The sequence below is a fragment of the Streptomyces sp. NPDC051740 genome (assembly GCF_044453165.1).
In the GTDB taxonomy this organism is placed as follows: domain Bacteria; phylum Actinomycetota; class Actinomycetes; order Streptomycetales; family Streptomycetaceae; genus Streptomyces; species Streptomyces atrovirens.
Map to the genome: position 1 here is coordinate 81,360 of NZ_JBITCL010000014.1, position 17,628 is coordinate 98,987.

The 17,628-nt window shown below is 73.6% G+C and carries 14 protein-coding genes and 1 pseudogene; 6 read left to right on the forward strand and 9 right to left on the reverse strand.

Annotated elements, in window-relative coordinates:
- Positions 1-15: 15 nt before the first annotated feature.
- Complete coding sequence (locus tag ACIA6T_RS23265; RefSeq protein WP_399448374.1) at positions 16-2,100, reverse strand: SpoIIE family protein phosphatase; 2,085 nt, start codon at positions 2,098-2,100, stop codon at positions 16-18.
- A gap of 242 nt (positions 2,101-2,342) precedes the next feature.
- Between ACIA6T_RS23265 and ACIA6T_RS23270 the strand changes: the two genes are divergently transcribed.
- From ACIA6T_RS23270 to ACIA6T_RS23280, 3 genes are all read left to right on the forward strand, one after another.
- Positions 2,343-2,714, forward strand: coding sequence for a hypothetical protein (locus ACIA6T_RS23270; protein WP_399448375.1), 372 nt, complete (start codon positions 2,343-2,345; stop codon positions 2,712-2,714).
- Between the two features lie 102 nt (positions 2,715-2,816).
- Positions 2,817-4,832, forward strand: coding sequence for an FAD-dependent oxidoreductase (locus ACIA6T_RS23275; protein WP_399448376.1), 2,016 nt, complete (start codon positions 2,817-2,819; stop codon positions 4,830-4,832).
- Positions 4,833-4,863: 31 nt separating this feature from the next.
- Positions 4,864-5,439 (forward strand): PadR family transcriptional regulator, encoded by a 576-nt coding sequence (locus ACIA6T_RS23280; protein ID WP_399448377.1) that lies wholly within the window; start codon positions 4,864-4,866, stop codon positions 5,437-5,439.
- A gap of 68 nt (positions 5,440-5,507) precedes the next feature.
- Here ACIA6T_RS23280 and ACIA6T_RS23285 read toward each other — a convergent pair whose 3' ends face one another.
- Both ACIA6T_RS23285 and ACIA6T_RS23290 read right to left on the reverse strand, forming a co-directional pair.
- Positions 5,508-6,038 (reverse strand): hypothetical protein, encoded by a 531-nt coding sequence (locus ACIA6T_RS23285; RefSeq protein WP_399448378.1) that lies wholly within the window; start codon positions 6,036-6,038, stop codon positions 5,508-5,510.
- A 168-nt stretch (positions 6,039-6,206) separates the two neighbouring features.
- A complete protein-coding gene (locus tag ACIA6T_RS23290) occupies positions 6,207-7,190 on the reverse strand; it encodes a fibronectin type III domain-containing protein (protein WP_399448380.1) in 984 nt (327 codons plus the stop codon).
- A gap of 404 nt (positions 7,191-7,594) precedes the next feature.
- On the opposite strand from ACIA6T_RS23290, the gene ACIA6T_RS23295 reads away from it, so the two are divergent.
- Positions 7,595-8,548, forward strand: coding sequence for a glycoside hydrolase family 75 protein (locus tag ACIA6T_RS23295; RefSeq protein WP_399448381.1), 954 nt, complete (start codon positions 7,595-7,597; stop codon positions 8,546-8,548).
- Between the two features lie 24 nt (positions 8,549-8,572).
- On the opposite strand, the gene ACIA6T_RS23300 is transcribed toward ACIA6T_RS23295, so the two are convergent.
- The 3 genes from ACIA6T_RS23300 to dhaK are packed head-to-tail and all read right to left on the reverse strand — an operon-like array spanning position 8,573 to position 10,603.
- Positions 8,573-8,983, reverse strand: a complete 411-nt coding sequence (locus ACIA6T_RS23300; protein ID WP_399448382.1) for a PTS fructose transporter subunit IIA — start codon at positions 8,981-8,983, stop codon at positions 8,573-8,575.
- Entirely contained in the window at positions 8,976-9,575 is a 600-nt protein-coding gene (dhaL, locus tag ACIA6T_RS23305) for a dihydroxyacetone kinase subunit DhaL (protein ID WP_399448500.1), read from the reverse strand. Before dhaL ends, ACIA6T_RS23300 begins: the two co-directional genes overlap by 8 nt.
- 35 nt (positions 9,576-9,610) lie before the next feature.
- Positions 9,611-10,603 carry a dihydroxyacetone kinase subunit DhaK gene (gene dhaK, locus ACIA6T_RS23310; protein WP_399448383.1) on the reverse strand — a complete coding sequence of 331 codons (993 nt, stop codon included), beginning with the start codon at positions 10,601-10,603 and terminating at the stop codon, positions 9,611-9,613.
- A 402-nt stretch (positions 10,604-11,005) separates the two neighbouring features.
- Between dhaK and ACIA6T_RS23315 the strand changes: the two genes are divergently transcribed.
- Positions 11,006-11,467, forward strand: a complete 462-nt coding sequence (locus tag ACIA6T_RS23315) for an AAA family ATPase (protein ID WP_399448384.1) — start codon at positions 11,006-11,008, stop codon at positions 11,465-11,467.
- A 417-nt stretch (positions 11,468-11,884) separates the two neighbouring features.
- On the opposite strand, the gene ACIA6T_RS23320 is transcribed toward ACIA6T_RS23315, so the two are convergent.
- From ACIA6T_RS23320 to ACIA6T_RS23330, 3 genes and pseudogenes are all read right to left on the reverse strand, one after another.
- Positions 11,885-13,258 (reverse strand): cryptochrome/photolyase family protein, encoded by a 1,374-nt coding sequence (locus tag ACIA6T_RS23320; protein WP_399448385.1) that lies wholly within the window; start codon positions 13,256-13,258, stop codon positions 11,885-11,887.
- A gap of 148 nt (positions 13,259-13,406) precedes the next feature.
- Positions 13,407-14,975, reverse strand: a complete 1,569-nt coding sequence (locus ACIA6T_RS23325; RefSeq protein WP_399448501.1) for an SDR family oxidoreductase — start codon at positions 14,973-14,975, stop codon at positions 13,407-13,409.
- A gap of 161 nt (positions 14,976-15,136) precedes the next feature.
- A pseudogene (locus ACIA6T_RS23330) lies at positions 15,137-16,813 on the reverse strand (MMPL family transporter); the annotation flags it as partial.
- A 259-nt stretch (positions 16,814-17,072) separates the two neighbouring features.
- Between ACIA6T_RS23330 and ACIA6T_RS23335 the strand changes: the two are divergent.
- The gene (locus ACIA6T_RS23335) at positions 17,073-17,534 is read left to right on the forward strand and encodes an AAA family ATPase (RefSeq protein WP_399448384.1); all 462 of its coding nucleotides are present in this window, start codon (positions 17,073-17,075) and stop codon (positions 17,532-17,534) included.
- Positions 17,535-17,628: the final 94 nt, after the last annotated feature.

Consider the following 17,628-nt stretch of genomic DNA (forward strand, 5'->3'; position numbering starts at 1 on the left):
AGGCCCCGGGACCGCTCAGGGACCCGGTGTCGTCGCGCGGGCGATGAGCAGGGCCACGTCGTCGAAGTTGTCGGGTTCGTGCAGGGTGCGCAGGAGGAGGTCGCAGAGCTCCTCCAGGGAGTCGCCGGGGTGGTCCAGCAGGGCCAGCAGCCGGTCCAGGCGCTCGTCCAGCGGATGCCGGCGCGTCTCGACGAGACCGTCGGTGTAGAGCACCAGCAGATCGCCCGGCTCCAGCTCGACGGTGGTCGTGGAGAAGGCCACCCCGCCCACCCCCAGCGGCACCCCCGTGGGCAGATCGAGCAGTTCGGGAGCGTGCCCGGCCCGTACCCGGACCGGCGGCAGATGCCCGGCGTTGGCGATCGTGCACCGCCGCTCGCGGGGATCGTGGACGGCGTAGACACAGGTGGCGATCGCCTGGTCCAGGCCGCCGGTGATCCGGTCCAGGTGCTCCAGGAGGACGGCCGGATCGAGGCCGAGGGAGGCGAGGGTGTGGGTGGCCGTGCGCAGTCGGCCCATGGTGGCCGCCGCGGGGATGCCGCTGCCCATCACGTCCCCCACGACGAGGGCCGTCCTGTCGTCCTCCAGCGGGATCACATCGAACCAGTCGCCGCCGACCTCGCTGGTGGCGCCCGCCGGCTGGTAGCGGGAGGCGACCTCCAGGCCGCCCGTCACGGACGGATGGCTCGGCAGCAGACTGCGCTGCAGGGTGAGGGCGGTGCCGCGGGCGTTCTGGTACCAGCGGGCGTTGTCGATCTGCACGGCCGCGCGGGAGGCCAGCTCCCGCGCGAGCAGCAGATCGTCCTCGTCGAACGGGAGGGGGTTGCGCGTGCGGGTGAGGTCGAGGGCGCCCAGCACCTCCCCGCGCGCGATCAGCGGCACGGCCAGATACGAGTGGACTCCCGCCCGCGCCAGCAGCGCGGCCGCCTCCGGGGAGCGGGCGATCCGCGCCAGGTCCTCGTCCTTGGTCCGCGGCACCATCACCGGCAGCCCGGTGCGCACGCACTCGGTGATCAGCCGGTCCGGCGCGTACCGGGTCACCCGGCCCGGCGGGTCGGCCGCCGCCAGCACCTCGGACGCCGGGTCCACCCCGCGCACCGCCAGCGCCCGGATCACCGCCGGCTCGGTGGGGCCGAGGGTGCTGCGACGGCCCCGTACCACCGCCTCCAGCAGATCCACCGCCGCCGCGTCGGCCAGCTCCGGCACGGCCACGTCGGCCAGCTCACCGGCCGTACGGTCCAGGTCCAGGGTGGTGCCGATCCGGGCGGTGGCGTCGGCGATCACGGCGAGCCGCCGCCGCGCGGTCTCGGCCTCGGCGTTCGCCCGGTGCTGCTCGGTGACGTCCACCACCGACACGGCCACGCCCAGCACCGTGCCGAGCGCGTTCTCCAGGCGGTACAGCGAGACCGACCAGGCGTGGTCCTCGTCCGGATCGGCCGGGGTACGGCCGGTCATGGGACGGTCGACGACGGGCCGGCCGGTGTCCAGGACCCGGCGCGCGCCGGTCTCCAGCTCCTCGGCGTCCACCAGCGGCAGCACCTCGCGGACCGTGCGGCCCAGATGCTCCTCGGCCGGGATGCCGTTGATCTGCTCCAGCGCCGGATTCACCGAGACGTAGCGCAGACCGGTGTCCAGCACGGCCAGCCCGATGGGGGACTGGGCGACGATCCGGGTCGACAGGGCCACGTCCTGTTCCAGCCGGCGCACGGTAGACCGGTCCACCGCCAGACCGAGGGCGTACACGTTCCCCCGGGCGTCCAGCAACCGCATGTTGCGGAACTCCACCAACCGGGTGTCGCCACCCTTGCGGCGGATCGGGAAGGCCCCGGCCCAGCTCCGTCCGGTGCGCATGACGTCGGCGAAGAGTTTCACCACGAGGTCCAGGTGCTGCTCGTGCACCATGATCCGGGCGGCGTACTGGCCAAGCGCCTCCCGCGCGCCGTACCCGAACAGCTCCTCGGCCTGGGGGCTCCACAGCACGATCCGCCCCTCGGCGTCCAGGACCACCGAGGCCACCCGCAGCACGTCGAGCAGCCCGCTGGGACGTACCGGCCCGCGCGCCGGCCCGTCGCCGTCGGCCGGGGGTGACCCCGCTGCACTCATCGCACGCCCCGCCTTCACCGATTCCCACGGCACGTCGTCACCGTGCCGACACCCCTTGTTCTACCGCGCGCGGGGCTGATTTTCCGCCGCTCCTGCCGTCCGGTTCCAGCTTCTCCCACCATCGGGGCGGGCGCCCGCGAAGCCGTCGCCGCGGCAGCGGCGCGCGGGTAGTGCTCTTCGCCGGGTGGTGCTTTGCTGAGTGAGGGGCGGGGGACGCGTGGGCCACGAGAGGAGCGATCACGATGGGCAGCGAACGACCGCACCCGGAGTCCGTCTCGGTCGAGATCAGCGGATGCAGCAAGGACGACGCCCGGATCGTGTTCGACACGCTGTGCGCGTGCTTCACGTCCGACCGGTGCTCCGACGACGTACCGGAGGAGTTCTCCGAGACCCGCCCGACGGTGTGGCTCGGCACCTTCGACGTCGCCGACGCGCGCGAGGGCGCCCGGCCCGAGGCCCGGCTGGCCGCGTCGGTCGACGCCGACGCGCACGGCGGCTACTGGGCGATCGACCGGTTCCGCACCACCCTGGGCTCCCTGTTCACGGTGCACGAGCTGAGCACGGTCCCCGGCGACCAGGAGGAGGAGCTGCACGTACGCCTCGAAAGCCGGTGACGCCTCCGGCCCCGTGTGCCCTCCGTCTCTTATGCAACTAGTTGCATAAAGCGGTGCGCGTGCCTTACAACTACAGGCACGACACCGCGCACGGAGGGCCCGATGAGCCGTTACCCCCACCTGCTGACCCCCCTCGACCTGGGCTTCACCACCCTGCCCAACCGGGTCCTCATGGGCTCCATGCACGTGGGCCTGGAGGAGGCCGAGGGCGGCTTCTCCCGCATGGCCGAGTTCTACGCCGCCCGCGCCCGCGGCGGGGTCGGCCTCATCGTCACCGGCGGCATCGCCCCCAACGACGAGGGGCGGCCCTACGAGGGCGGCGCGAAGCTCACCACCGAGGCCGAGGCCGAGCAGCACCGGACCGTCACCGACGCCGTGCACCGCGAGGGCGGGCGCATCGCGATGCAGATCCTGCACTTCGGCCGGTACGCCTACCACCGGGACCTGGTCGCCCCCAGCCCCGTGCAGGCACCGATCAGCCCCTTCCCGCCCCGCGAACTCACCGACGCCGAGGTCGAGCGCACCGTCGACGACTACGCCCGCGCCGCCCGCCTCGCCCGGCGGGCCGGCTACGACGGCGTCGAGATCATGGGCTCCGAGGGCTACCTGATCAACGAGTTCATCGCCGCGCAGACCAACCACCGCACCGACCGCTGGGGCGGCTCGTACGAGAACCGCACGCGCTTCCCCGTCGAGATCGTCCGCCGGGTGCGCGAGGCGGTCGGCGAGGACTTCATCGTCGTCTACCGGCTCTCCATGCTCGACCTCGTGCCCGGCGGCTCCACCCTGGACGAGGTGATCACCCTGGCCAGGGCGGTCGAGGAGGCCGGCGCCACGATCATCAACACCGGCATCGGCTGGCACGAGGCCCGCATCCCCACCATCGCCACCTCCGTGCCGCGCGGCGCGTACACCTGGGTGACCAAGCGCCTCATGGGCGAGGTGTCGGTCCCGCTGGTCACCACCAACCGCATCAACACCCCCGAACTCGCCGAGCAGTTGCTCGCGGAGGGCGCGGCGGACATGGTGTCGATGGCCCGCCCCATGCTCGCCGACCCCGACTTCGTCGCCAAGGCCGCCGACGGCCGCCCGGAGGCGATCAACACCTGCATCGGCTGCAACCAGGCATGCCTCGACCACACCTTCAGCGGACAGATCACCTCCTGCCTGGTCAATCCGCGCGCCTGCCACGAGACCGAGCTGGTCCTCTCCCCGACCCGCCGCCGCAAGCGCGTCGCCGTCGTCGGCGCGGGACCGGCCGGCCTCGCCTGCGCCGTCAGCGCCGCCGAACGCGGCCACGACGTCACCCTGTTCGACGCCGCGAGCGAGATCGGCGGCCAGCTCAACGTGGCCCGCAAGGTCCCCGGCAAGCAGGAGTTCGACGAGACCCTGCGCTACTTCCGCACCCGCCTCGCCGAACTGGCCGTCGACGTACGCCTCGACACGCGCGTCACCGCCGACGACGTGGCCGGGTACGACGAGACCGTCGTCGCCACCGGCGTCACCCCGCGCACCCCCGACATCCCCGGCGTCGACCACCCGAGCGTCCTCGGCTACCTCGACGTCCTGCGCGACGGCGCCCCCGTCGGTGACCGGGTCGCCGTCCTCGGCGCGGGCGGCATCGGCTTCGACGTCGCGGAGTTCCTCACCGACGGCGGCGACAAGGCGCACGAGAACCCCGAGACGTACTTCCGTCAGTGGGGCGTCGACCTCGACTACCGCGCCCCCGGCGGCCTCGCCGCACCCGAGCGACCCGCCCCGCCGCGCACCGTCCACCTGCTGCAGCGCAAGACGTCCAAGGTCGGCGCCGGCCTCGGCAGGACCACCGGCTGGATCCACCGCACCGAACTCAAGCACCGCGGCGTCACCATGGTTCCGGGCGTGCGCTACGACCGGATCGACGACGCCGGACTGCACGTCACCGTCGACGGCGAGAGCACCGTCCTGGAGGTCGACACCGTCGTCCTGTGCACCGGCCAGGAGCCGCGCCGCGACCTGTACGAGGAACTGGTCGCCGCCGGACGCGCCGTCCACCTGATCGGCGGCGCCGACGTGGCCGCCGAACTGGACGCCAAGCGCGCCATCAAGCAGGGCACCGAGCTGGCGGCGGCCCTGTAGGCCGGGCGCGGCCCGTCCCTAGGATGAGCCCATGTCACTCCCGCACGCGATCCTCACCGCCCTGCTCGAGAAGCCGTCGTCGGGGCTGGAGCTGACCCGCCGGTTCGACCGGTCGATCGGCTACTTCTGGTCCGCGACGCACCAGCAGATCTATCGCGAGCTGGGGAAACTGGAGGCCGAGGGCCTGATCAGGGCCCTTCCCTCCGAGCAGCCGGCCCGGGGGCAGAAGAAGGCGTACGAGGTCCTGCCGGCGGGGCGCGCGGAACTGGCCCGCTGGACCTCCGCCTCCCAGGATCCCAAGCCGCACCGCGACGCGATGCTGCTGCGGCTGAGGGCGGCGGCCGTGGTCGGCACCGCGGGCCTGGCCGCCGACCTGCGGCGCCACCGGGAGCTGCACGAGCGCCAGCTGGCGGAGTACCGGGAGATCGAGCGGCGCGACTTCCCGCCCGGCAGGGACGGACCGGAGGACCGGCTGCGGCATCTGGTGCTGCGGGCCGGCATCGACCTGGAGACCTTCTGGACCCAGTGGCTCGACCACGCGCTGACGGAGTTCTCCCTGCTGCCGGACGCCGGCGAACCGGAGCCTCCGGGCGTACGGGAGGCGTGACACCGCGACGGGTCGACGCCGGCCGCCCGCCCGGAGCGCGTCGGACGTGACGGCGGCCGGCGCCGGGTCTAGAAGTGGCGCGGAGCGCTGCGGCGGCGCAGGTACCAGGCCGTGGCGGCGATCCCCGTGCCGACCAGTGCGACGCCCGCCACCAGCGTGACCGTGCCGTAGTCCGTCGAACCGCCGCCGATGCCGCCCATCACCCCGCGGGACGGCGAGGCCGTGGGCGAGACCGAAGGGCTGGGAGCCGTGGAGACGACGACGGACTGCGTGCCCGCGGTGCCGCCGTTCGAGCACACCACGACCACCGTGTACGTGCCCGGACCGACATTCGACCAGGCGGCGGACTGTCCCGAACCGCTCCCCGACAGCGCCACCTGACGGCCCTGCGAGAAACTCGTCTGGCCGCTGCTGAGCAGCGAGGCGGTGCCCCAGTGGCCGTTGATCTGGGTGCACGAACCGGTGCTCACCGAGACCGTCGACCCGGTGGTGCTGACGGAGATCCCGGCCGCGGCGGCCGGCCCGGCCAGGGTCAGCGCGAGCACGGCGGCGGCAGCCGCCGCCGGACCGGAGCGGAGCAGTTGCTTCGAGGTGCGCATGTGGACCGCTTTCCGGCGGCACGGCCGGCGGTACATCCCTTGCGCCGCCGAGGTCGGGGAGCGCCCGTGCTGCCACGAGGCAAGCCAACGGGCCCCCGGACCTGAGCGCACTCCGGCGGCATCCGGGCAGGTGACGGCTTCCTCCGGGCGGCCGAGCCCGGGGCCGGGTCAGCGCCCGGCGCCCGTCGTCACCGTGCGCTCCGCCGAGAAACCGCCCCAGGTACCGTCCGGCAGCATCGCCCGGATCCGCACCCGGTGGGCGACACCGGCCTCCCGGCCGGCGTAGAAGCGGTACGTCGCCCGGTCGCGCGGTGCGTCACCGCCGTAGACGAGCGAGGTGGCGACCCGGCCGTCCAGGCGCACCTCGTACTCGGTGACCACCCCGTCGACGCGCGGCGGCACCCAGTGGAGGACGATGTGGTACGCGCCGTCGGACCGTTCACTCGCGGCCCGGAAACCGGTGGGAGCGCCGGTCCGGCCGTCCGCGCTGCCCGCGGTGGTGAGGCGGACGGCGGCGCCGGCCGGGGAGAGGTTGTCGGCCGCGTCCCGGGCCCGGACCGTGAAGGAGTAGCGGGTGCCCGGCCGCAGCCCCGTCACCACGGAGGCTGTCTGGTTCCCGCCCACACTGTGGATCTTCGTTCCGCCCTGGTAGATGTTGTACGACACCACACCCCGGTCGTCCTTCGAGGCGGACCATGACAACTGGACCGCCCGGTTCCCGGCGGCCCGGCCGCGAAGCTCCGTCGGACGGGTGGGGGCGGTGTCGTCGGCCGTGGCCGCCCCGGGTGTCGTCGCCCGGACCTCCCGGCTGCGCGGCCCGAGCCGCCCGTCCGCATCCCGGGCCCGCACCGTGAACACATAGGTGGTCGCGGGCCGGAGCCTGGTGACGTCCACCATGTGCTCGGCACCGGGCACTTCTTTCACCTTTGTGGTGCCCCGATATACCTCGTACTGGCTCACCTCGGCGTCGTCGGCGGCGGCGACCGCGTTCCACATGACGTGCACGCTGGTGGCGCTGCCCGCCTCGGCCGTGACACCGGTCGGCGCTCCGGGCGGCCGTTCACCACCACCGCGGTCGTCCGAGCCTCCCCAGCGGCAGGAGGTGAGCAGCAGGAGAACCCCGCCGAGCGCGAGAAGGCGACACGGGGACACGGCTGGGGGAACGCCACGCACGACTCCGCCTCCCGGGGGTGACACACGGGACTGCCCGGACAATGGTCCGTACCAATATGGCGGGGCTGACGCGGTCACATCAAGAGGGTGGGGGTGGGGGAGTGTTCGCGCGTTACGTATGCTGAAGTCCGAACGGGTCGAACCGCCCCTTGAATCAGGGGAGTTCGAGTCCGTGGCGCGGACCGCTGTCGTCGCAGATCCCGCGCCGGCGCGGGTGGCCGGACGGTCCGGGTCGACCCGGACCCGGACCCCGGCCCCTTGTCGTGGTCGCTGGTGCGATCGTGCTCCGTCCGGCCCTGTCGGGGCCGTCACGCCGCCATATCAGGGCGAAATGGTGCAAAGTGCCCGTGAGTGTGCGTCCGTGACCCCGACGAGAGGCCCCCTTGATCGTGTCCCGTGTCCAGTCGCTCACCCTGGCCATGGCCGGTGTCGCCCTGCTGGCCCCCTCGGCTCCCCCCGCCACCGCACCCCAGCCCCGCACCGAACCGGCCGCACGGCGCACGGCCCCGGCCCCCACCGCCGCGCCGACCGGGGCACGCACGGATCCGGCCATACGGCGCACGGCCCCCGCCACCACCGCGCCTGCCGAGGTACGCACCGATCCGGCCGCACGGCGTACGGATCCGGCCGCACGGCGTACGGATCCGGCCGCACGGCGTACGGATCCGGCCGCACGGCGTACGGATCCGGCCCCCGCCGCCACCGCTCCGGCCGAGGTGCGTGCCGACGAACCGCCCGCACGGCGCACGGCCCCCGTCTCCGCCGCCGACCTGCTGGCCAAGGTGCGCACCTGCGCCCCCGTCTCCCGCGGCCGCTACCGCGAGGATCACGGCGCCAAGGCCACCGTCCCGGTGTGCGGCACCCGCGACGCCGTGTTCTGGAAGGCCGACATGGACATCGACTGCGACGGCCGCCCCGGTCTCCGCTGCAACGCCCGCACCGACCCGTACTTCTCCTCCTCCACGGCCTTCGTCCAGTCCGACGGCCGTCCGCTGAGCTCCGAGGAGACCCCCTACGTGGTGGTGCCCGCGCCCAGCGCCGTGTGGAACCACCGGTCCCACGGCGTGCGCGGCGGATCGGTCGTGGCGGTGGTGTACCGCGACCGCGTGCGGTACGCGGTCGTCGGCGACACCGGCCCCGCCGACATCATCGGCGAGGCGTCCTACGCCATGGCCGAGTCGCTCGGCATCGACCCCGACCCGCACAGCGGCGGCACACCCTCCGGCGTCACCTACATCGTGTTCAAGGACAGCCGGGTGACCCCCATCGAGGACCGCCGGGCCGCGGTGACGGCAGGAGAACGGCTGGCCCGGCGGTTCGTGGACACGGACGACTGAACCGGCCGGGTGCCGCCGTCCTCCTCACACCTTCCGGTACGTGTACGCCTCCACGGCCGCCGCCTCCACCGCCGCCAGGTCCGCCCCCGTGGCGGCCGTGACCACCGCGGCCACCGCGCCCTCCACGAACGGCGCGTCCACCAGCCTGGTCCGCTCGGGGAGTTCGTCGCCCTCGGCGAGCAGCGCCTTCACGGTGAGCACCGCGCTGCCCAGGTCGGTCAGCACGGCCACCCCCGCCCCGCGGTCGACGGACGCGGCCGCCGCGGCGATCAACTCGGCGCTCGTGCCCAGCCCGCCGCCCTCGGTGCCACCCGCCGGCGCCACGGGAACCGCCCCGCCGACGCCTGCCAGACCCTGCGCCAGCTCCGCCACCGACGCGGCCACCGCCGCGCTGTGCGACACCAGCACGATCCCCACCGGCTTTCCGTCACTCACCGTCGGCCTCCACGAGCCCGGCGATCAGCAGGGCCGCCGACGTGGCCCCCGGATCCTGGTGCCCGATGCTGCGCTCACCCAGATAACTGGCCCTGCCCTTGCGCGCCCGCAGCGGAGTCGTCGCCACGGCACCCTCCTCGGCCGCGTCGCGCGCGGCGGCGAAGGAGTCACCGAGGGCGTCCACCGCGGGCACCAGCGCGTCGATCATCGTCTTGTCGCCCGGTGCGGCGCCACCGAGCTGCCGCACCGCGTCCACCCCGGCGCGCAGCGCCTCGGCCAGTTGCCGGCCGTCCACCTCGGCGGCGTCCCCGAGCGCCTTGCCGGTGCGGCGCAGCAGCGTCCCGTACAGCGGACCGGACGCACCGCCCACCGTCGAGATGAGCAGCCGCCCGGCCCGGGTCAGCACCGCTCCGGGAGTGGCGGGCGGCTCCTTGTCCAGCGCGTCCCTCACCGCCCGGAACCCGCGCTGCAGGTTGCTGCCGTGATCGGCGTCCCCGATCGGCGAGTCGAGCGCGGTGAGCCGCTCCGCCTCGCGGTCCACGGACGCGGCGGTGGCCGTCATCCAACGGCGGAAGAAGTCGGCGTCGAGCACGGGAACTCCTTGTGTGGTCATGGCCCCAGCGTCCCTCACATGCCCCAGCGCAGTCCCGGAGTCCGCACCGGCGCGTCCCACAGCCGCAGCAGCTCCTCGTCGATCTGACACAGGGTGACCGAGGCGCCCGCCATGTCGAGGGAGGTGACGTAGTTGCCGACCAGGACACGGGCCACGGGGACCCCGCGTTCGCCGAGCACCCGCTGCACCTCGGCGTTGAAGCCGTACAGCTCCAGCAGCGGGGTGGCGCCCATGCCGTTGACCAGGACCAGGACGGGGGTGCGCGGCGTGAGGTCCTCCAGGATGGCGTCGAGGGCGACCTCGGCGATCTCACCGGACGTCATCATCGGCCGCCGCTCCCGGCCCGGCTCGCCGTGGATGCCGATGCCCAGCTCCAGCTCACCGCCGGGAAGATCGAAGGTGGGGCTGCCCTTGGCCGGCGTGGCGCAGGCGCTCAGCGCCACCCCGAAGCTGCGGGAGTTCCCGTTCACCTGCCGGGCGATCGCCTCCACCCGCTCCAGCGGCTGCCCCTCCTCGGCCGCCGCGCCCGCGATCTTCTCCACGAACAGGGTCGCCCCCGTGCCCCGCCGGCCGGCCGTGTACAGGCTGTCGGTCACCGCCACGTCGTCGTCGACCAGCACCTTCGCGACCCGGATGCCCTCGTCCTCGGCCAGCTCGGCGGCCATGTCGAAGTTGAGCACGTCACCGGTGTAGTTCTTCACGATGAACAGCACCCCGGCCCCGCTGTCCACGGCCGCCGCGGCCCGCACCATCTGGTCGGGCACCGGGGAGGTGAACACCTCGCCGGGACAGGCCGCCGACAGCATCCCCGGTCCCACGAACCCGCCGTGCAGCGGCTCGTGCCCCGACCCCCCGCCGGACACCAGGCCCACCTTCCCGGCCACGGGCGCGTCCTTGCGCACGATCACCCGGTTCTCCACGTCCACCGCCAGCTCGGGATGGGCCGCCGCCATTCCCCGCAACGCGTCCGCGACCACGGTCTCCGGGACATTGATCAGCATCTTCATGGGTACCTCCTGGTGTGCTCAGCGGGTGGGTCGTCGGTCTGTATTCTTGCTGGCCGAAGCGGGCCGCGGCGGTACTGACGCTGACTCGACGCCGACTTCGGTGACATGGTGTCGGGCTCTCGCGGCGGATCGACGGCATGCCGGCTGGAGTCCTACGGAGGCAGTATCGGCCTTGCGGCCGCGAAGGTCACGCGAGCCGGAATCCCGAGCGAGCCGGTGAAGGCGGGAGTCCCGCCTCGCACACGTGGGGGACACGGCGGAGACGCAGCCGCGGATCGACGCGTCACTCACGTCTCAGCCGTCCATATGGCCTCGCGACATGTGCGCAGAACAGCCGCCGGGAAGCCCGACGCCCGGAACGGTCGTTTCCCGGTCGGCCGGCCGCGTGTCATGGTGGTGGTCATGGCGACCGAAGTGGATGTGGCCGTGTTGGTCGGACTGCAGGCTTCCGGAAAGTCCACGTTCTGCGCACGGTGCCTGACCGGCCGGTACGCGCTGGTGAGCAAGGACCTCTTTCCGCGGGGAGCCCGGCACAAGCAGCAGCGGCAGATGCGACTGCTGGCGGAGCACCTCGCGGCCGGAAGGCCGGTGGTGGTGGACAACACCAATCCGTCACCCCAGGAGTGGCACCCGCTGGTGGAAGCGGCTCACTCGTTCGGTGCCACGGCCACGGCCTACTGGTTCCCTCCCGACGTGGCCGGCTCGCTGCGCCGCAATTCCGCCCGCGCGGGCCGCGAGCGCGTTCCGGACGTCGGAGTCCTGGCCACGATGAAACGCCTGCGCAGACCGTCACCGGAGGACGGGTTCGACGAGGTGCGTGAGGTCCGGTTCGACGGCCGCGGCGGCTTCGAGGTGCACAGGTGAACAGCGCGAGGCCGCGGCCCGGAGAGACGCGAGGCCGCGGCCCGGAGAGACGCGAGGCCGCGGCCCGGAGAGAGGTGGCATCCGCGACGCCGACCGCACCACCTGCGCCCGCACCGGACGGAGGCGGAAAACGGGCCTCGCGCTCGGAACCGCTGAGCTTCCCCGGAACCGGAGTGCCGCTGTCCGCCGTGCGCGTTCCCCGTTTCCCCGGGTGACGTCGAACGATCCGGTGCGTGCGACCCGCTTCGCGTACCCGGCGGCCCGTCGGGCGTTCGGAGCCACCACGGGGCCACCACGGGACGGGGCGCCTCGGGCACCGGGGCCGCCCGGGCCCTGCCTCGGCCGGTCGCCCGATGGCGCATGGCGGAACACCGGACGGGCCGGTCGCGGAGGAGCCGGTGAACGGCGCGTTCCCCCTCAGTCGCGACCGCGGGCGTGTGTGAAGCGTGCCAGCCCGTCGGAGAGGTCGATCAGCGGTTCGGGGTAGTCGAGGCGGGCGCGACGGTCCTCCGGGAGCCGCCAGGGCTCGTGCACGAAACGGTCGTCCACGTCGTGCAGTTCGGGCACCCAGCGGCGTACGTAGGCCCCTCGCGGATCGAAGCGTCTGCCCTGGACGACCGGGTTGAGGACGCGGTGCGGGCGGGTGTCCGTGCCGGTGCCCGCGGCCCACTGCCAGTTGAGCTGGTTGTTGACGACGTCGCCGTCGACGAGGAGGCCGAGGAAGTGCCGGGCGCCGATCCGCCAGTCCACGTACAGCGTCTTGGTCAGGAAGCTCGCCGTCAGCAGACGCGCCCGGTTGTGCATCCAGCCCTCGTGGCGCAGCTGGCGCATCGCCGCGTCGACGACCGGATAGCCGGTACGGCCCTCCCGCCAGGCGGCGATGTCCTCGGCGGCCTCCGTCTCGCCCCGCCACCGGTCGTGCCGGGTGCGGTAGTCGTGGGTGGACGCCTCGGGGCGTGCCGCCAGCACCTGGTGGTGGAAGTCCCGCCAGCACAGCTGCCGTACGAACGCCTCCGCGCCGAGGCCACCGTGCGCGCGGGCCCGCCGCACGAGCTCCGCCGCGGACAGCGCACCGAAGTGCAGAAACGGCGACAGCCGTGACGTCGCGTCGCCGGCCAGGTCGTCGTGCCGTTCCTCGTACGCGGACATCCCCGACCGCACCCACCGGGAGAACCGCTCCCGGCCGGCCTTCTCCCCTCCCGCGGGAAGGCCCGGGGAGAGACCGGGGAGCGTGTCGCGGGACGGCAGCGGCTCGCCCCGCACCCCGTCCGGCACGCGCACGGTGCGCGGCGGAGGGCAGACCTCCCGCAGGGGTTCGGCGGACCAGCGGCGGAAGTAGGGGGTGAACACCGCGTAGTGGTCGGAGCCGGACGGCGTCACCCGCCCGGGCTCGACGGCGGTGATCACGGCGTCGTGCACATGGAGGGCCACACCATGGGCGTCGAGCCGGCCGCGCAGCCGCTCCTCCCTGCGGTGGCCGTAGCCGGTCACCGCCGCGGCCATGTGGACCTCCGTGGCACCGCACCCGGCCGCGACCGCGCCGACCTCCCGGGCGACCGGTCCGCTGCGCACGATCAGCCGGCCGCCGCGCCGGCGCAGCGAGGCGTCCAGATCCGCCAGGCAGTCGGCGAGGAAGGCGTTGCGGTTGGGGGCGTCGAAGCCCGCCGCGTGCACGCCGGGATCACGGACGAACAGCGGCACCACCTCGTCGGCCGCCGCGAGCGCGGCGCGCAGCGGCGGATGGTCGTGCAGACGCAGATCCGAGGTGAACAGGACGACCGCGCAGGTCATGCAGGTACTCCCGGTGGGACGAGACGGCACTGCGGGAACCAGGGCCGGTGGGCCGGATCAGGACGCGGGGAGCCGCCGGCGGCCCGCCGGCGGCGCGTTCGCGACGAGACGCGGACGCGCCGCCTGTGCGGCCTCCGTACGGCACCACCTACTTGCGGAAGCCTCCGGCGGAGCCGGCGTGCCCGGCGGGGCCGGTCCGCGCTGCCTGTCCGCCGTACGCGCGCATGTCCTTGGCGGCGGCCCGCGCGATGTTGCGGGCCATGCCGCCGAAGACGACGGCGTGGAACGGCGAGACGCTCCACCAGTAGGCGTGGCCCAGCAGTCCGCGTGGGTGGAACAGGGCACGCTGGCGGTACCGTGTGCGGCCGTCGGCGTCCGTCTCGACGTACATCTCCAGCCAGGCGAGTCCGGGCAGCCGCATCTCGGCACGCAGCCGCAGCAGACGGCCCGGCTCGATCTCCTCGACGCGCCAGAAGTCCAGCGAGTCACCGACCCGCAGGCGCTCGGCGTCCCGTCGTCCGCGGCGCAGGCCGACCCCGCCGACGAACCGGTCCAGCCAGCCCCGGACCGCCCAGGCGAGCGGGAAGGAGTACCAGCCGTTGTCGCCGCCGATGCCCTCGATGACCTTCCACAGCGATGCGCGGGACGCGTCGACGGGCAGCTGCCGTTCGTCCTGGTAGAGGCTGCCGCCGGCCCAGTCGGGGTCGGTGGGCAGCGGGTCGCTGGGGGCGCCGGGCACGGCCGCGGACGACCAGCGGGTGGCCACCTGGGCGTCCCGGACCTTGCGCAGCGCCAGGGCCAGCGCCTCGTCGAAGGGCAGCGGCCGGCCCGGAGGGTCGGGCACGTACCGGGCGATGTCGTGTTCCCGGCAGACGACCTCGTGGCGCAGCGACTCGGTCAGCGGCCGGGCGATGGCGGCGGGCACCGGGGTGACCAGGCCCACCCAGTGGCTCGAGAGCCCGGGGGTGAGGACCGGCACCGGCACGACGATCCGCCGCCGCAGCCCGGCGACCGCGGCGTAACGGCGCATCATCTCCAGGTAGGTCAGCACGTCCGGCCCGCCGATGTCGAAGGCCCGGTTGACGTCGGGCGGCATGGTGGCCGAGCCGACGAGGTAGCGCAGCACGTCGCGGATCCCGATCGGCTGGATGCGGGTGTGCACCCAGCTCGGGGTCACCATCACGGGCAGGCGCTCGGTCAGGTAGCGCAGCATCTCGAACGAGACCGACCCCGAGCCGATGACGACCGCGGCCCGGAGCACCGTGGCGGGCACCGGAGCGTCCAGGAAGACGCGCCCCACCTCGGCCCTGGAGCGCAGGTGCGGGGAGAGGGAACGCTCGGGTACGCCCGCCGGGGTGAGTCCGCCGAGGTAGACGATCCGCCGTACCCCGGCGGCGTGCGCCTGCTCGGCGAAGATCCGGGCGGCGCGGCGGTCGGTGTCCTCGAAGCCGGGGCCGGTTCCGAGGGCGTGCACCAGGTAGTAGGCGACGTCGACCCCGCGCATGGCCTCGGCGACGGAGGCGGCGTCCGTGACGTCACCGCGGACGGTCTCGGTGTCCTGGGCCCAGGGATGGTCGCGGAGCTTGCCGGGGGAGCGGGCCAGGCACCGCACCCGGTGACCGGCCCGCAGCAGTTCGGGCACCAGACGTCCGCCGACGTATCCGGAGGCCCCGGTGACCAGGCAGCGCAGCCGCTCGCCGTTCTGCTGTCCGTCCATGTCCGCCACGAGTGCTCCTCTCAGGTGTGCGGTACGACTTCCCTCTTGTGTCCGATCATGAGTGCGGCGGTCACGGTGCGCATGGGCGTCTTCCGCCGAACGCGCCCGGCAGCGGGCCCCGGCCCGCGTCGGCGCCGCTGCCGGGCCGCGCACCGCTCAGGTCACCGCCGCGGTCCGTACGCCGACGGCTTCGGCTCCCCGGTGGGCGCGGTGTCCTCGCGTGCCAGGGCGCTGGGCCACCACGCGCGGGGGCCGATGTCGATAACAAGCGCGGGCACCAGCAGCGAGCGGACCACGAGCGTGTCGAGCAGTACGCCGAAGGCCACGATGAAGGCGATCTGTACGAGGAACGCCAGCGGGATGACCGTCAGGGCCGCGAACGTGGCGGCCAGCACCACACCCGCCGAGGTGATCACGCCGCCGGTCGAGGTCAGTCCGCGCAGCACACCCTGCCGCGAGCCGTGCGCGAGCGCCTCCTCGCGCACCCGGGACATCAGGAAGATGTTGTAGTCGACGCCGAGGGCCACCAGGAACACGAACCCGTAGAGCGGAACGGACGCGTCCGTCCCGCTGAACCCGAGGAGGTGCTCGAAGACGAGGGAGGAGACCCCCAGCGTCGCCAGGAAGTTGAGCGCGACGGTCGCCACCAGCAGCACCGGTACGAGCAGCGAGCGCAGCAGCAGCACGAGGATCAGCAGGATGATGCCGAGCACGACGGGGACGATCACCGTGCGGTCGTGCGCGGCGGTCCGCTGGGTGTCGTACTGCTGTGCCGTGTACCCGCCGACCAGGGCGTCGGCCCCGGGGACGGCGTGCACGTCGTCGCGCAGCCGCTCGATGGTCTCCTTGGCCGCGTCGCTGTCCGCCGCCGCGTCCAGCGTGGCGTCGATGCGGACCCGCCCGTCCACGACCTGCGGCTCACCGGCACCGGGCCGCCCGGAGGCGGAGACCGCGCCCGCCGACGCCACGCCCGCGGTGTCCTTCGCGGCGGCCGTCACCGCGTCGGCACGGCCGGCGTCGGCGATGATCACGGCCGGGTTGCCCGAGCCGCCGGGGAAGTGCTCGCCGAGCGTCTCCTGGGCGGCGACGGAGGGGGCGTCGTTCACGAAGATCTCGTCGAGCGGTACGCCCTTCGCGGACAGCGTGGGCGAGAAGGCCGCCAGGGCGGCGAGGACGAGCCCGGTCACGACCCAGGTGAGGCGTGGCCGCGCGTCCACCCGCGCGGCGACCCGGCGCCACACCGCGTGGGCCTCGGCGGACGCGTCCGACGCCTTCGGGCGGGACGGCCAGTAGGCGGTACGGCCGAGCAGGGCCAGTACGGCCGGCAGGAAGGTGAGGGTGGTGAGCACGGCGCACACGATGCCGATGGCACCGACCGGCCCGAGGGCGCGGTTGTTCGTGAGGTCACTGGCGAGCAGGGCCAGCAGCCCGAGCGCCACGGTGGCGGCGCTCGCGGTGATCGCGCCGAACGAGCGCCGCACCGCCGCCAGGGCGGCCTCGGCCCGGTCCCCGCGCACGGCGAGTTCCTCGCGGAAGCGCGCGGCCAGCAGCAGGGCGTAGTCGGTGGCGGCACCGATCACCAGGATGGACAGGATGCCCTGCACCTGTCCATCGACGCGGACCACGTCCCGCTCCGCCAGCGCGTAGACGACGGCACAGGCCAGTCCCAGGGCGAAGACGGAGCCGAGGATGATCAGGAACGGCAGCAGGACGCTGCGGTAGACGAGCAGGAGGATCACCAGCACGGCGGCGAGCGCCACGCCCAGCAGCAGTCCGTCGATGCCCGCGAACGCGTCCGACAGGTCGGCCTGGCTCGCGGCCGGGCCGGCGATCTGCGCCCTGGAGTCCTACGGAGGCAGTATCGGCCTTGCGGCCGCGAAGGTCACGCGAGCCGGAATCCCGAGCGAGCCGGTGAAGGCGGGAGTCCCGCCTCGCACACGTGGGGGACACGGCGGAGACGCAGCCGCGGATCGACGCGTCACTCACGTCTCAGCCGTCCATATGGCCTCGCGACATGTGCGCAGAACAGCCGCCGGGAAGCCCGACGCCCGGAACGGTCGTTTCCCGGTCGGCCGGCCGCGTGTCATGGTGGTGGTCATGGCGACCGAAGTGGATGTGGCCGTGTTGGTCGGACTGCAGGCTTCCGGAAAGTCCACGTTCTGCGCACGGTGCCTGACCGGCCGGTACGCGCTGGTGAGCAAGGACCTCTTTCCGCGGGGAGCCCGGCACAAGCAGCAGCGGCAGATGCGACTGCTGGCGGAGCACCTCGCGGCCGGAAGGCCGGTGGTGGTGGACAACACCAATCCGTCACCCCAGGAGTGGCACCCGCTGGTGGAAGCGGCTCACTCGTTCGGTGCCACGGCCACGGCCTACTGGTTCCCTCCCGACGTGGCCGGCTCGCTGCGCCGCAATTCCGCCCGCGCGGGCCGCGAGCGCGTTCCGGACGTCGGAGTCCTGGCCACGATGAAACGCCTGCGCAGACCGTCACCGGAGGACGGGTTCGACGAGGTGCGTGAGGTCCGGTTCGACGGCCGCGGCGGCTTCGAGGTGCACAGGTGAACAGCGCGAGGCCGCGGCCCGGAGAGACGCGAGGCCGCGGCCCGGAGAGACGCGAGGCCGCGGCCCGGAGAGAGGTGGCATCCGCGACGCCGAC

Bases quoted from the DNA above. Each gene is read 5' to 3' on its own strand.
- ACIA6T_RS23265 (WP_399448374.1), bottom strand. From the start codon at position 2,100: ATGAGTGCAGCGGGGTCACCCCCGGCCGACGGCGACGGGCCGGCGCGC.
- ACIA6T_RS23270 (WP_399448375.1), top strand. From the start codon at position 2,343: ATGGGCAGCGAACGACCGCACCCGGAGTCCGTCTCGGTCGAGATCAGC.
- ACIA6T_RS23275 (WP_399448376.1), top strand. From the start codon at position 2,817: ATGAGCCGTTACCCCCACCTGCTGACCCCCCTCGACCTGGGCTTCACC.
- ACIA6T_RS23280 (WP_399448377.1), top strand. From the start codon at position 4,864: ATGTCACTCCCGCACGCGATCCTCACCGCCCTGCTCGAGAAGCCGTCG.
- ACIA6T_RS23285 (WP_399448378.1), bottom strand. From the start codon at position 6,038: ATGCGCACCTCGAAGCAACTGCTCCGCTCCGGTCCGGCGGCGGCTGCC.
- dhaK (WP_399448383.1), bottom strand. From the start codon at position 10,603: ATGAAGATGCTGATCAATGTCCCGGAGACCGTGGTCGCGGACGCGTTG.
- ACIA6T_RS23315 (WP_399448384.1), top strand. From the start codon at position 11,006: ATGGCGACCGAAGTGGATGTGGCCGTGTTGGTCGGACTGCAGGCTTCC.
- ACIA6T_RS23320 (WP_399448385.1), bottom strand. From the start codon at position 13,258: ATGACCTGCGCGGTCGTCCTGTTCACCTCGGATCTGCGTCTGCACGAC.
- ACIA6T_RS23325 (WP_399448501.1), bottom strand. From the start codon at position 14,975: ATGGACGGACAGCAGAACGGCGAGCGGCTGCGCTGCCTGGTCACCGGG.
- ACIA6T_RS23335 (WP_399448384.1), top strand. From the start codon at position 17,073: ATGGCGACCGAAGTGGATGTGGCCGTGTTGGTCGGACTGCAGGCTTCC.